This window comes from Kitasatospora sp. NPDC048194 (assembly GCF_043202455.1).
In the GTDB taxonomy this organism is placed as follows: domain Bacteria; phylum Actinomycetota; class Actinomycetes; order Streptomycetales; family Streptomycetaceae; genus Kitasatospora.
In genome coordinates this window covers 224,156-237,700 of the sequence record NZ_JBIDAK010000008.1, presented here as the reverse complement: position 1 = coordinate 237,700, position 13,545 = coordinate 224,156, and the positions used below count along the sequence as shown (strand labels likewise).

Genomic DNA, 13,545 nt, shown 5'->3' with positions numbered 1-13,545 from the left:
TCGTCTACGACGACGAGCAGTCCTGCATCGAGGAGGTCCGCTACCTCCTGTCGCTGCTGCCGCAGAACAACCGCGAGATGCCGCCGTCCGTCGTCGCCGACGACCCGGTCGAGCGCCGCAACGACAGCCTGCTGGAGCTGGTGCCCGTCGACGGCAACCGCCCGTACGACATGCGCAAGGTGATCGAGGAGATCGTCGACCACGGCGAGTACCTGGAGGTCCACGAGCGCTGGGCCACCAACGTGCTGTGCGTGCTCGCCAGGATGGGCGGCAGAGTGGTCGGGGTGGTGGCCAGCCAGCCCAACTCCCTGGCCGGGGTGTTGGACATCCACGCGAGCGAGAAGGCCGCGCGCTTCGTCCAGCTCTGCGACGCCTTCAACATCCCCCTGGTCACCCTGGTCGACGTCCCGGGCTTCCTGCCGGGCGTGGACCAGGAGCACGGCGGCATCATCCGGCACGGCGCCAAGCTGCTCTACGCGTACTGCAACGCCACCGTGCCGCGCATCTCGCTGATCCTGCGCAAGGCCTACGGCGGCGCCTACATCGTCATGGACTCCCGCTCCATCGGCGCCGACCTGTCGTACGCCTGGCCCACCAACGAGATCGCGGTGATGGGCGCCGAAGGCGCCGCCAACGTCGTCTTCCGCCGGGAGATCGCCGCCGCCGACGACCCGGACGCGACCCGCGCCCAGCTGGTCAAGGAGTACACCGCCGAGCTGATGCACCCGTACTACGCGGCCGAACGCGGCCTGGTGGACGACGTCATCGACCCGGCCGAGACGCGGGCGACGCTCATCGCCGCACTGGAGATGCTCGCCACCAAGCACGCGCCGCTGCCGTCCCGCAAGCACGGGAACCCGCCGCAGTGAGCGGGCGCGCGGCGGCCGCGGCCGACCCGGTGCTCCGGTATTGCACGGGCAGCCGGGGGCCGGGAACCGGCCGCCCTGGCGGCAATCCTGGCGCCGGCTGTCCAGCGTTGCGCCAGCGGACCTGCCGGACCCCGGCGGACCGCCGATGCGGACCGTCGGGGGCGCGCCGCCGCCCGCGTCTTCCCGAGCCGAGCCTGACAGGTTCCTGCAGGACGGCTTGGCTCCGCGCTGCACCGACTGGTAGCAAGGGCGGAGCGGCAAGATCGAGAACACGCGGCCACGGCCGAGGGGAGACGGCTGACGACCCGGGTGGTGCCCGGCTTCCCGGCCTCTCCCGACCACGCCGCGACACGGCAGGTGGAGGAGTTCGACACAACGGTGCGGCGGAAGCGGGCAGCCCGGCTCGACCGGGGGGTGCGAGGTGAGGAGTGCCCATGAGGGCGGCTCAGTACGGTCGTCCCGACACGGAGGCGGCCGGGCGGAACGAGCGTGTCATGGTTCACCTCAAGGCCTCGGGCGTCATCGGGAAAGCGGACGTCCGCCTGGCGGAACCCACCCTGGAGTTCCGACTCCTCGGCCCGGTGGAGGCGGTGGCCGACGGCCGGGAGATCAGGTTGGACGGTGCCAAACAGCGGTCCGTCCTGGCCGCCCTCCTGCTGTCCGACGGCCGCCTGCTGCCCGACGAGCGGCTGAGCGCCCTGCTCTGGGGCTGGGATCCACCGGCCACCTGGACCGCACAACTGCACACGTACGCCTCCAGGCTGCGCGGTCGGCTGGGGCCGCAGGTCGACCTGATCCGCCGCGCGCCCGGCTACCGGCTCGACATCGGCTCGGCGCGGGTGGACCTCCACGAGTTCCGTCGGGACGCCGAGCTCGGCCGGCGCGCCCTGGAGGCCGGCGAACACCGCCGTGCCGCCGACCTGCTCTCCGCCGCGCTCGGGCACTGGCGCGGCACGCCGCTCACCGGCGTGACCGCGCAGCTGGCCGAGAAGGCACTGCCGGAACTGGAGGAGAGCCGGCTCGCCGCCCTGGAGAACCGCATCGAGGCCGATCTCGCCCTGGGCGGTCACCGGGCCGCCGTCCCCGAACTGCGCGGACTGGTCGCCGAGCACCCGACCCGGGAGCGCCTGCGCGGGCAGCTGATGGCAGCCCTCTACCGCTGCGACCGGCAGAGCGACGCGCTGGAGGTGTACGAGCAGGGGCGGCGCCTGCTCGCCGAGGAACTGGGCGTCGACCCGGGTGCGACCCTGCGCGAGCTGCACTCGCAGGTCCTCTCCGGCACCCTGCCCGGGCCGGCCGCCGCCCACCCGCCGACGGCAGTGCTGAGCGCGCCACCGGCACCGGCCCCGCCCGGCGGCCATCCGGCCTCCGAACGCCCCACCGGCGCGTGGACCGGAGTCGTGCCGGTGCTGTTGCCGCCGGCCGTCGCCGACTTCGTCGGGCGGCAGCGCCACCTCGCGGCGTTGCAGGCCGCCTTGGGCGGGGCGGCGCAGGACCGCCCGGCCTGTCCCGGGGAGCCGACCGGCCCGATCCTGCTGACCGGCGGTGCTGGCTGCGGGAAGTCCGCGCTGGCCGTCCAGGCTGCCCACCTCGCCCGGTCGGGCTTCCCCGATGGCGTCCTCTACGCCGACCTGCGCGGCCCGGACGGCCTCCCGCGCGACCTCGCCGAGGTCCTCCGCGCCTTCCTGTGCGCCCTCGGGGCGGATGGACGCCGACTGCCGGACGGTCCGGACGAGCTGGTCCGGCTCTACCGGAGCCGACTGGCCGGACGGAAGGTCCTGGTGCTGCTGGACAACGCCGAGGACGAGCGGGCCGTCCGTCCGCTGCTCACCTCCGACGAGTGCGGCCGTACCGTCGTCACCAGCCGCTCGGCGCTCGCCACGATCGAGGGGGCGCAGCGCTTGTGGATCGGCCCCCTGGAGTTCCCGGAGGCCTACCAGTTGCTCGCCGTGGCCGGCCGGGAACGGGTGAGCACGGATCCGGGGGCGACGGCCCGGATCGTCGAACTCTGCGACCGGCTGCCGCTCGCGCTGCGGATCTGTGCGAGCCGACTGGCCGGCCACCCGCACTGGACGGCGGCCAGACTGGCCGACCGACTCACCTCGGCGGAGAACCGCCTGGACGAGCTGCGCCTCGGTGAACTGGACGTCAGGGCCAGCCTGGCGGCGGATCTGCGGAGAGTGCACCCGGCCGCCCGTACCGCCCTTCGGGCCTTCGCGCGGGCCGGGGCCGACAGCGTGTCCCTCGCGGACGCCGCCAGGCTGCTCGGCTGCTCCGACTGCGAGGCGGAGGAGGTGCTGGAGCTGCTGACCGAGGCCAGGCTGCTGACCGCCGATCCCGAGCCTGCGGAACTGCTCTACCGCATGGGTTCGTTGGTCCGCCTCGTCGCCCAGGAACAGCCGGCCGCCGCGCTCGTGGCCTGAGTCACCCCGCCCCGGGGCGCGGCCGACCGGTCTGCCTGACCGCGGCGTCAGCCGCAACCGCCCGCGTGACCGAAGTCCAGGCTGCGGCCCGGCATCGGCGCTACCGTCGCCAGTAGGCCGGGGTCGTCGAGAATGAGCTCGATGTCGAGGTACTCCGGGCGCGCCTGCTCGGGCGCGGCCGTGTCCGTGGTCGTCGTTTCCATGGTGGCCTCCGGTCCCAACTCGTGGGTCTCCTGGTCGTGGAGCGAGGATCCGACGTGCGGCTATGGCGTCCCTATCGGTCCCCTGCGGTCGTGTCGCCGGGATCGAGAGCGGCCCTATAGAAGTCCTATGGGCGCCTCGGGTAGCGTCCTGGGCACCGCGAGGGGCGCCCGGTGGGCACCCCTCGCGGTCGGACGGTCGTCCGGGCTCAGCCGTCGATCAGCCGGGTGAACACGACGGTGTCGAAGACGTCCTCCATCCGGACGGCCAGCCCGTTCCGGAAGGTCCAGGAGTGGACGAACGGCAGGGTCTCCGTGCGGCCGCTCAGCGAGGTGACGGCGCGGACGCCGAACACCACCACGCGGTCACCGGAGTGCACGAACTCCCGCGGTTCGAGCCGCATGCCGCCCAGCACGGTCGGGACCTTGGCCAGGAAGTCCAGCACCCCCTGGTGGCCGTTCTTGGTGCCGCCCAGTCCGTACGCGGCGAGGCCCTCGGGGTGGACCCACTCGATGCCCGGGTCCATGGTCGCCAGCAGGGCGGCCACGTCCCGGTCGTGGAAGGCGCGGTAGGCGGCGTGGACGAGGTCGAGGTTGGCGTTCTCCCGGGTCACGTGCGGGCTCCTCGGTGCTGGACGTGCTCGGATGCGGCGTACCGGGGCCTGAGGCGATCGGGGTGGAGGGCGGCGAGGGTCAGGCGCAGGCCCTCGCGCCAGTCGACCTCGCACGGGCCGGTCAGCCGGCGGCGCAGCGTGGGGTCGAACCGGTAGGTCTCCCGGGTGACGTCACTCGGCACCAGCCGGGCGGACACCCCGGTCAGCTCCTCCAGGTGGCGGACGATGTCGGTGATGCCGACCGCCTCGTCGCCGCCCCAGTTGACCAGGGTCGCGGGCACCGAGGCGGCCTCCCACAGCCGGGGCACCTGCCGGACGATGTCGGTGGTGTGGATGGGCGAGCACCAGTTCTGGCCCTCCCGCGGCACCGGGATGGGCTGGCCGGAGAGCATCCGCTGGAAGTACAGCATCGGGACGCCGCCGTAACCACCGGGCCCGTAGGCGATGTTGAGCCGGGCGATGGTGGTCGGCAGGCCGAGCACCCGGGCCAGGGCGCGGACGGCCCCCTCGGTCGCGATCTTGCCGACCGGGTAGGCCGGCAGCCAGTCCGCGACGCCGTCCACCGGGTCGTCCTCGGTGTAGGCGTGGTCGAGGGTCTGCCGGGCGTAGAGCGCGCCCGTCGACACGAACAGGAAGGCCTCGGCGGTGCGGCAGTGCGCCATCAGCCGGCCGGTGGCCGTGGTGTTGACGTCGATCGTCCGGTTGAAGTCACCGTCGTCGCCGCGCCGGACCGCGGAGTGGATGACGTGGGTGAAGTCCTCCGGCAGGCCCTTGAGCGCCTGCTCGGAGTCGTCCTCCATGTCCCACCGCCAGGTGGTGACGCCCCGCGCCCGGAGCTCCTCGGCCACGCCCGGGGTGCCGAAGCGGCCGATGCACCACACGTCGTTCCCGGCGGCGGCGAGCGCCTCCGCGACCGGACGTGCGACCTGACCGGTGCCGCCGGTCACCAGGATCTTCTTGCCCCTCACTTGCCCTCTCCCATCGCCCGGTCGAGCTCCTTGCGCAGGATCGCCTGGAAGGCCGCCACGTGCTGCGGGCCCATCAGGGTGTAGTGCTCTCCCGGCACCTCGACGTACCGGTTGGCCTCCTCGGTGAAGTCGTCCCACCGGCGCAGTTCGTTCGCCAGCCAGTCCTCCTTGGTGCCCCGCAGCGGGTCCGCGTAGAGGACCGTCATCGAGCGGACGGAGCCGCTCGGCCGGTACGACTGGCCGAGGTCGGTGAGCCGGTCGGCCAGCTCCGCCCAGGCGGCGAACTTCGGCTGGTCCAGGTCCAGTTCGGCGATCCGGGCGGGCGGCGCCAGGGCCAGCAACCTGGCCAGCTGCTCCTCCCGCGGCAGGCCGCGCAGCTGCCCGGGCAGCTCCAGGGACTGCTTCTTGTCGATCAGCGCCATGAAGAACGCCAGATTGACGGCCGTCTCGATGAAGTCCAGCTCGTCCATCCGGTACTTGATGTGCGGCGGCAGGTTGAAGCTGCCGACGAAGTCGACCCGCTCGCCCTGCCCCTCCAGCACCTTGGCCATCTCGAAGGCCACCGCGGCACCGAAGGAGTAGCCGGCCAGGGCGTACGGGCCGTGCGGCTGCCGGGCCCGGACGGCGGTCACGTAGGTGTCCACCATCTCCTCGAACGTCCGGAACGGCTTTTCGCCCTCGTTGAACCCCCGGGCGCGCAGCGCGTAGAACGGCCGGTCCCCCACGAAGTACTGGGCCAGGTTGACGAAGACCAGCACCTCGCCGACCCCGGGGTGGACGCAGAACAGCGGCGTCTTGTCACCGCTCACCTGCATCGGCACGATCGGGTCGTACTCCGTCTCACCCAGCCCCCGCAGCTGGGTGAGACGGCTCGCGAGGGTGCGGACGGTCGGCGCCGTGAGCACGGTGATGATCGGCAGGTCCGCCAGGCCCAGCCGCTCCGCGACCTTGCCGCGCAGCCGCAGGATGTCCAGCGAGGTGCCGCCCAGGTCGAAGAAGCTGGCGGTGGCGCTGATCCGGTCCGGTTCCGTGTCGAACAGTTCGGCGTAGATCTCGGTGACGATCCGTTCCGTCCCGTCCTCCGGAGCGGTGTACCCGCCGAGACGGCGCGTCGTCAACTCCTCGACCACGCGCAGTTCCTGAGCGTAGGCGCCGGACTCCAGCCGCTTGCGCATCAGGGCCCGCTGAATCTTGCCCAGGCTGGTCTTCGGGAAGGCGTCCATCGGCAGCGGCAGGATCAGGGCGGGCCGGAAGCCCCAGGTCAGCACGGTGGTGCTGCGGATGGCGGCCAGCGTCCGGTAGCGACCCGCCTCGTCCTCGGCGGGCAGCGGGCAGTGGAAGGCGACCACCAGCTGCTCGGTGTCACCGTCGGCCGCGCGGGTGGGGAACGCGGCGACGTACGCCGGGCTCACCCCGTCCAACTGCTCCAGCACCGTCTCCAGTTCGTGGCTGAAGTAGTTGACGCCGTTGACGATGACGCTGTCCTTGCTGCGCCCGACCAGGGAGAGCCGGCCCTCGTCGATCCGGCCGAGGTCGCCGCTGCGGAACCAGCCGTCGGCGGTGAACGCCTCCCGGGTCGCCTCCTCGTTGTTGTGGTAACCACGGGTGATCATCGGGCCGTTCAGCTGGAGCTCACCGACCTCGCCCTCGGGCAGTGCGCGGTCCTCCGCGTCGACGACCCGGATCCGCAGCCCCTCCACCGGCGTGCCCAGGTTCGCGAACTCCCGCCCCTCGTCCGCCTGCGGGAAGCCGAGCGAGTAGATGCTGCCCGCGCAGGTCTCGGTCATCCCGAAGGCCGGCCACAGCACCGCCGGGTCCAGACCGTACGGCGCGTACCGCTCCAGGAAGGTGCGGCCGGTCGCGCAGACCACCGCCTCACCGCCGCTGACGATGTGCCGCAGCCCGCTCAGGTCGAGCCGCTCGCGGTCGGCCGCGGGCATCCGCTCGGCGGCGGTGTTCAGCAGCCCGAGCAGGAAGTTGGGGGTGAACGTCATGGTCACCCGGTGCTCGGAGACGAGCCGCAGGAACTCCAGCGGCTCCCCGAGGACCACCTGGGCCGAGGCGTGGACCTGGCGGCAGCCGACGGACAGCGGCAGCAGGTGGCACTCCAGCAGCGCGGCGACGTGGTCGAAGGAGACCCAGTTGAGCGAGGTGTCCGTCGCGGTGAGCCGGTGGTAGCCGTTCTTCCCGGCCATGGACGCCAGCAGGTTGACGTGGCTGAGCTCGACGGCCTTGGAGTTCCCGGTCGATCCGGAGGTCAGGACCAGCACCGCGACGTCCTCCGGCGCGGCCCGGTGCGGCTCGCCGGCGGGCTCACCGTCGTGCCCGTCGGCGGTCCGGCCCAGAGTGTCGGTCGTGGTGACCACCAGGCCCTCCACCGGCGGCAGTTCGGCCGCCAGTGCCGCATCGGTGACCACCAGCGGCCTGTCCAGCAGCGCGTCCACGTGCTCGAGCTGCGCCGCCCAGCGGCTCCGGTCGCCACGCTGCGGCGCCATCGGGCAGGGCACGAAGCCGCCCAACTGCGCGGCCCAGAAGGCGGTGAGGAACTCCGCCGGGTCCTCCAGCAGGAGCACGATCTTGTCCTGCGGCCGCAGCCCGTGCGCCCGCAGTCCGGTCAGCAGCCGGCGCGCCCCGGCGAGCAGTTCGACGTGGCTCTGGTCGCGGTGGCCGGCGCCGGAACCGCCGGTGCAGTAGCGCAGACCGCTCGACGGCTGCCGTTCGGCCGCTCTCAGTAGGAGATCGACGATGGTCGTGGGTGGTGTGGTCATGGTTTCTCCTAGGCGTGGCTCTGGTGGAGCCGGGGGGACGAGCAGGGAGAAGGCCCTAGCCCGGACTGGCGGGTGTAGGGGCGGCGAACCATTGGGTAAGGACCGAATAAGGGGAAGCGTGGGGCCCCTGTTGTCCGTGGGGCCGTGCGGTCGAAACCGTAGGCCGTGTCTCGCCTGACGGGACGGGCGCTGGCCTGAAGAGCCGCGCGGTGCTACGGCTGGTGACGGACGGGTAGCCCCGGGTGCCGGAAGCGGAAGGTGAGGCCGTCGGTTCGGCCGCTGATCGACATCTTGCTGTCGCGATGGCCGTAGGGCGCTGCATAGCCGACCCGCTGTGCTATATGCGCGCAAACCAAGCCCGGAGACGTTTCGTTGACGGGCGATGGGCGTCGAACTAGGGTGTGGTTGATCTCTGTCCCGTTCGCACGCCTCCCACCAGAAGGGGGTCTTCCGCTCCGAACGGCAGGTGCTTCCAGCTGAGCCTGGAGCGTGCGCAACGGATGAGCGCGGGATGGATCAACGGGGGCTAGGAACAGTGGGTGTAAGGACTTTAACGACCGGACCGGGAGCCGAACTTCCGAAGGTGCACGCGGAGCACGTCGAGGAGGCTCTGCTACAGGCCAGGGCGCTGATCGAGTCGACGGTCTCGCTGCACCGTCGGCGCGCCGACGGTCCCGCACCGGTGTCGCGCACCGACGCGGAGGCGTTCAGCGAGACCGTGGAGCAGTTGATCGCCGGCGCCCGTCGCTCGGTGAGCCTGGCGCTCGTCTCGAACGGGAAGTTCGCCGTCGAGGCCCGTCGGGTGCTCTCCAGACCGCCACGGGCGGAGCATGCCCAGGGCGGCCCCGTCGTGCGGGTGCTCTGCGTGGGTGCCGCCACCGAAGGCGCCGTCGACCTGCTCGCGAACCTGAGAATGCCTCAGGTCGAGGTGCGGGTGTCCGAGACGGACCTGCGCGAGGTGCTGATCGTCGACGGCCGGGGTGCGCTGGTCCGCTCCGGGGCGGCGGGGCGTGGTGGCCGGGACGCCGTCACGGTCAACGATCCCGCCGTGGTCCGCGCCCTCGACCTCCTCTTCGCGGGCGCCTGGTCGCGTGCCAGGCCGCTGGTCCACCACGTGACCCTGAGCCCGCGCCTCGACACCGCCCAGACGCGGCGTGTCCTGGAGATGCTCCGGGAGGGCCACACCGACGAGGTCGCCGCGCAGGAGCTCAACGTCTCCCTGCGCACCTACCGTCGCCACGTGGCGGAGATCATGCGGGAGCTCGGCGCCAACTCCCGCTTCCAGGCGGGCTTCCGGGCGGTCGAGCTGGGGCTGCTGGCCAGCCAGGGGTGATCGGGGCCGGTCCCCGCCCGCCCACACCGGGTGGGGACCGCCGGGACTGTCAGCAAGGCGACGGAGAGGGTTGGAGCAGTGCCGGATCGGGCCGTGGACGAACTGGAGGAGGCGCTGCTCGGGGTGAGCGCGCTGATCGAGTCGACGGTCGCGATGAACCGCGACCGCTATTCCACCGATCGGCTCATCACCGCGATCAGCGGACCCTACCGGGACGTCCTCGCAACGGCGGAGGCGATGATCACCGGAGCGCGTTCGAGCATCGACATCGTGCACGCCAGGCGGATCCAGGAGGAGGAGCGCTCCGAGCGGTCCGAACGAGGGCTCCTCTACAAGGCGGACCCGTCCGTCACCGTCCAGCTGCTCAGCTCGCCGGAGCTGCTCGACGAGACCTTCGTCCGGGAACAGATCGACCTGCCGCACCCGGTGGCCATCCGGGTGGCCCGGGTCCCCCCGCTCCAGGCGGTCATGGTCGACCGGGAGGCGGCCCTGGTGGTCACCGGCACCGGGGTCAACCGGCGGGCCGCGGTGATCCGGGTGCCGGAGGTGATCCACACCCTGCACATCCTCTTCGACAACGTCTGGCGGGGCTCCGTGCCCGCCAACGAGCGCATCGTCTTCGGTGACCGTGCCCGGGCGGCCTTCGCCCGCCAGATCCTGGGGGCGCTGCGCGCCGGGGTCACCGACGAGGTCGCCGCGCGTGAGCTCGCCATCTCGGTGCGCACCTACCGGCGGTACGTCGCCGAGATCATGACCCTGCTGAGCGCCAACTCCCGTTTCCAGGCCGGGGTCCGGGCTGCCGAACTCGGCCTGCTGCCCCCGAGCCGCTCCGGCTCCGAGTGATCGGACCGAGGGCGGCGCAGGGCGGTCGGCCGCGCTTTCCTCAGGACGCCGTCCGAGGCGGCGCCGTCACGCGTCGGTCTGCTCGCCCGGCTCGTCGCCCTCGGCCTGCGAGGTGATCAGCTCGGTGAGGACGTCGATGTACGCGGCCAGGACCTCACCCCACGGCGTGTCACAGGACTGCAGGTAGGCCGAGTCCTCGGCCTCGTGGTCCTGTTCTATCTGGTCCAGCACGGACAGCGGGTGGGGGATTCGAACGCGGTCGAGCCGATCGTTGTCCATAGCTCCTCCTGGATGCGGCGCTTGTCCTTGGTACGGCCCCCGTTGTGAATCAGTATCGGTAATCCACCTATGCGGCGCCTTGAACCGACCTGTATGAGTCACCGATTCGCCACACATCGTTGCGTACGCCGTCGCACATTTCTCACCCCGGCACCGAAAGTGGCTGGATCCACGTCGGTCGGACCGGTGCCGGGACGGCCGCGGCCGCCCCGGCTTCCCCCAAGACTTCCCCTCGATCCTGTGTCCGTTCCGTACAGATCCGACGGGTTGTGCGCACACCCGTCCGACCCGGCGTTCCTCCCGGCGGGAGGTGGCGGAACTGCCGCTATGCTGTCCGGCGATCTTCGGACGGTCGACGGGGAACGGGGGAGCGGGTATGGGCAGCGACGGTGCCGGGACGGGGTTCAGTGCGCATCCGGACAAACTCGGGGACGTGGGGGACCGGTTGATCGCCGCGGGGCAGGACGTCCGGTCGGTGAAGGACGCGCTCGGCAAACTGAACGTGTCGGACCCGGCGGTGTTCGGCGATCACGCGGGTGACGCCGTCAAGACCTTCTGGTCGGCCTGGCAGGACGAGCTCGGGGTGAACCTCGACGCGCTGATCGACCTCGGCGGCAAGGTGCACACCACGGCGAGCAACTACGCCACGACGGACCACGGTGTCGAGAAGCAGTACCAGAAGCCGGGAGCCTGACCGTGCCCGACCACGACATGAACCCGCTCGGCATCGACCCGGGCACCCCGATGGAGCAGGTCGCGTCACTGAAGAAGACCATCGACGAGTCGCACGGCATGTGGGGCGCCGGTGATCTGAAGTACGCGGTGCACGACGCCCTGCAGCTGCCCGCGCCCAAGGGCGACTCCGGCAAGATCGCCGCGGTGGCCGCCGCGTACAAGACGGCGGTCGGCCAACTGGACCACGTGCAGATGAAGGTGGCGCAGGTCAGCTCCCAGCACCTGCCGGACGCCTGGACGGGGCAGGTCGGCGAGAAGGCCGCCGAGGTGGTCAGGGCCTCCGCGGACGACCTGACGCGCTGCGGCGACGCGATGGAGAAGGGGCGGCAGCAGCTGAGCGCGCTGGCGACCGCCCTGAGCGAGGCGCAGACCCTGCACGGGCAGGGCGCGGCTCCGTTGAGCGAGGCGCTGAAGCTGCTGCACGACATCACCATCAGCGGGGCGCCGGACCCGGTCAACTGGGACGACGACAAGATGCACACCGCCCACGCGAAGGCGAAGGAGGGCATCAAGTCGATCTACGACGCCGCGGTGAAGGCCGAGACGGCCGGCCGGACGGCCGCCCGCGAGCTGAACGCCCTGGCGAACAAGGCGCTGGCCGGCAAGTTCAAGAACAAGGGGCTGGGTGCGGAGGACAAGCTGGTGCTGGTCGACGCCTCGGTCGCCGGCAACGAGAGCGACGGCACCATCCTGACCGAGGCCAACGCGGTCCGGGCCTCCCAGCTGATGGACCAGATGAGCGACGCGGACCGGGCCCGGTTCGACCAACTGCTCGCGGGCAGCAAGTCCCCGGAGGAGCGGGCCTACCTGATGAAGGCGCTGGCCGCCGGGCACAGCTACGACGAGATCAAGGCCTTCGACGACCAGATCCACGACCACGCGGACGACCCCGGGTGGCTGGCGACGCGGATCTCGCCGGTCCAACTGGCCTCGTCCACGCCCGGCCAGAGCCCGACCGGCTACGACGGGGTGGCCTGGGACCAGGGCCAGCACAGCACCTGCGTGGCCGCCTCGACGGTGACCGCCCGGGCGATGGTCGACCCGCTGTTCGCCTTCCAGCTCACCACGGGCGGCCACCCCGGCGACCCGGCGTACGACAACGGGCAGGCCGCCAAGGACCGCTGGGACAAGGAGACGAACCGCGTCTACGACTCCCGCTCCTGGATGCACCTGGGCGGGGACGGGATGTGGGACTGGGAGTCCAAGGACATCGCCAACTCCGAGATCGGCGACCACACCGGGGCCGGCTACAAGAACGTCGACCTCGAGGGGCCGGACCAGCGCCGGGACGTGCTGGCCCAGGTCGAGTCGTCGGTGGACCAGGGCAAGCCGGTGCCGATCTCCGTGAAGAACGACAAGTTCTTCCCGGACGGCCACCAGATGATGATCATCGCGCACCGCGGTGACCAGCTGGAGATCTACAATCCCTGGGGCTACACCGTCTGGGTCAGTGAGGACGACTTCGTCCACAACCACCTCGGGGGCGCCACCCAGGGCGACGAGCTCCCCATCGCCGACAGCGTCCGGATGCCCAAGTGAGGCTTGAGAGTTGAGTGCCAACCAGCAGCCCATGAGTGACGACCGGCTGGCCGAGCTGGACATCGGGGTCCTGCTGCGCTTCGGCCTGCCGGCCCCCGGCGTGGTCCGCTCCACGCTGTTCGGCGACGGGGCGGTGGCCGCGGCGATCGTCGCCGACCGGCTCGGCGTGCTGCCCCGGGCCGTGGCGTTCCTCGGCGAGGTGGTCCGCGCCGGCGGTACGGCGTTCGCGGCCGAGCTGCCCGAACCGCTGCCCGGCCCGGCCGCCGCCGCGGCCCGGGACTGGCTGGCGGCGGCCGCCACGGTCGTGCAGGACCCGACGGGCGACCAACTGGTCGCCCGCTGGCTCGACGCGGTCGCCGCCGTACTGGCACTGCGCGTCACCGACCGGGAGGCGGACTCGTGAGGAAGAAGTGGCAGCGGATCGTCCTCGTCGCCGTGGTCCTGCTGGCGGTCGCCGGGTCGGCGGGCGCGGTGGCGGTCCACCGGATGACCACCGGCAAGCTCGACCACGGCACCGTGTTCACCGCGACGTCGGGTGAACTGTCCGTCAAGCCCGGCCAGTTGTTCTCGGTCGAGGTGAGCGCGCACCGGGGCTGGGGCGACGTCTGGACGGTGGCCGAGCCGGCGCCCGACGCCGCCGTGGTGCAGACCGTCGGCGACGAGTACGTCCGGGACTTCGAGCTGTCCAACCTGGGCGGCGCGATCGGCTCGGATTCCGGCGGCCACTACTACTTCGTGTTCCGGGCCGGTGCGCAGCCGGGCCGGACGACCGTCACCCTGCACGTCGCCTACCGCGACCGCGGCGGCATGACGTACTCGGGCGGCCCGGAGCAGACCAAGCGCCAGTTCACCGTCGACGTCGGCTGAGCCGTCCCCGGTCGGGGGTGGGTCCAGGCCCACCCCCGACCGGGGTTCAGGCGCATTCCGCCGCCCGGCCATCCTGCCTAGTCTCGATCACGAGCCGCCCGAACAGC

13 protein-coding genes are annotated in these 13,545 nt (G+C 71.8%); 8 read left to right on the top strand and 5 right to left on the bottom strand.

Annotation, left to right across the window (positions count from 1 at the left end; translation table 11 throughout):
• Both ACGF07_RS13650 and ACGF07_RS13645 read left to right on the top strand, forming a co-directional pair.
• Positions 1-869, top strand: an 869-nt coding sequence (locus tag ACGF07_RS13650; RefSeq protein ID WP_392898247.1) for an acyl-CoA carboxylase subunit beta, incomplete at its 5' end; no start/stop codon positions are given.
• A 494-nt stretch (positions 870-1,363) separates the two neighbouring features.
• The gene (locus ACGF07_RS13645; protein ID WP_392898245.1) at positions 1,364-3,292 is read left to right on the top strand and encodes a BTAD domain-containing putative transcriptional regulator; all 1,929 of its coding nucleotides are present in this window, start codon (positions 1,364-1,366) and stop codon (positions 3,290-3,292) included.
• Positions 3,293-3,339: 47 nt separating this feature from the next.
• Here the strand turns inward: ACGF07_RS13645 and ACGF07_RS13640 are convergent, their stop codons facing one another.
• The 4 genes from ACGF07_RS13640 to ACGF07_RS13625 form a co-directional block, all read right to left on the bottom strand.
• Complete coding sequence (locus ACGF07_RS13640) at positions 3,340-3,495, bottom strand: hypothetical protein (RefSeq protein ID WP_350750145.1); 156 nt, start codon at positions 3,493-3,495, stop codon at positions 3,340-3,342.
• Positions 3,496-3,701: 206 nt separating this feature from the next.
• Complete coding sequence (locus ACGF07_RS13635) at positions 3,702-4,106, bottom strand: nuclear transport factor 2 family protein (protein ID WP_392898242.1); 405 nt, start codon at positions 4,104-4,106, stop codon at positions 3,702-3,704.
• Positions 4,103-5,074, bottom strand: coding sequence for an NAD-dependent epimerase/dehydratase family protein (locus tag ACGF07_RS13630; protein ID WP_392898239.1), 972 nt, complete (start codon positions 5,072-5,074; stop codon positions 4,103-4,105). Before ACGF07_RS13630 ends, ACGF07_RS13635 begins: the two co-directional genes overlap by 4 nt.
• Positions 5,071-7,842: an AMP-binding protein gene (locus ACGF07_RS13625; RefSeq protein ID WP_392898236.1), complete on the bottom strand. Its 2,772-nt coding sequence runs from the start codon at positions 7,840-7,842 to the stop codon at positions 5,071-5,073. Before ACGF07_RS13625 ends, ACGF07_RS13630 begins: the two co-directional genes overlap by 4 nt.
• Before the next feature lie 583 nt (positions 7,843-8,425).
• On the opposite strand from ACGF07_RS13625, the gene ACGF07_RS13620 reads away from it, so the two are divergent.
• Positions 8,426-9,175 (top strand): LuxR C-terminal-related transcriptional regulator, encoded by a 750-nt coding sequence (locus ACGF07_RS13620; RefSeq protein WP_350747757.1) that lies wholly within the window; start codon positions 8,426-8,428, stop codon positions 9,173-9,175.
• 78 nt (positions 9,176-9,253) lie between these two features.
• Positions 9,254-10,018 carry a TrmB family transcriptional regulator sugar-binding domain-containing protein gene (locus tag ACGF07_RS13615; RefSeq protein WP_350747760.1) on the top strand — a complete coding sequence of 255 codons (765 nt, stop codon included), beginning with the start codon at positions 9,254-9,256 and terminating at the stop codon, positions 10,016-10,018.
• Between the two features lie 66 nt (positions 10,019-10,084).
• On the opposite strand, the gene ACGF07_RS13610 is transcribed toward ACGF07_RS13615, so the two are convergent.
• The gene (locus tag ACGF07_RS13610) at positions 10,085-10,297 is read right to left on the bottom strand and encodes a DUF6269 family protein (protein WP_392898233.1); all 213 of its coding nucleotides are present in this window, start codon (positions 10,295-10,297) and stop codon (positions 10,085-10,087) included.
• Between the two features lie 433 nt (positions 10,298-10,730).
• On the opposite strand from ACGF07_RS13610, the gene ACGF07_RS13605 reads away from it, so the two are divergent.
• Genes ACGF07_RS13605 through ACGF07_RS13590 form a run of 4 tightly spaced genes read left to right on the top strand, consistent with a single transcriptional unit; the run spans position 10,731 to position 13,438 of the window.
• Positions 10,731-10,991, top strand: a complete 261-nt coding sequence (locus tag ACGF07_RS13605; RefSeq protein WP_350747765.1) for a hypothetical protein — start codon at positions 10,731-10,733, stop codon at positions 10,989-10,991.
• Positions 10,992-10,993: 2 nt separating this feature from the next.
• Positions 10,994-12,571 (top strand): hypothetical protein, encoded by a 1,578-nt coding sequence (locus ACGF07_RS13600; RefSeq protein ID WP_350747767.1) that lies wholly within the window; start codon positions 10,994-10,996, stop codon positions 12,569-12,571.
• Between the two features lie 31 nt (positions 12,572-12,602).
• A complete protein-coding gene (locus ACGF07_RS13595) occupies positions 12,603-12,974 on the top strand; it encodes a hypothetical protein (protein WP_392898229.1) in 372 nt (123 codons plus the stop codon).
• Positions 12,971-13,438 (top strand): protease inhibitor I42 family protein, encoded by a 468-nt coding sequence (locus ACGF07_RS13590; RefSeq protein WP_392898226.1) that lies wholly within the window; start codon positions 12,971-12,973, stop codon positions 13,436-13,438. The genes ACGF07_RS13595 and ACGF07_RS13590 overlap by 4 nt, the downstream gene beginning before the upstream one ends.
• Positions 13,439-13,545: the final 107 nt, after the last annotated feature.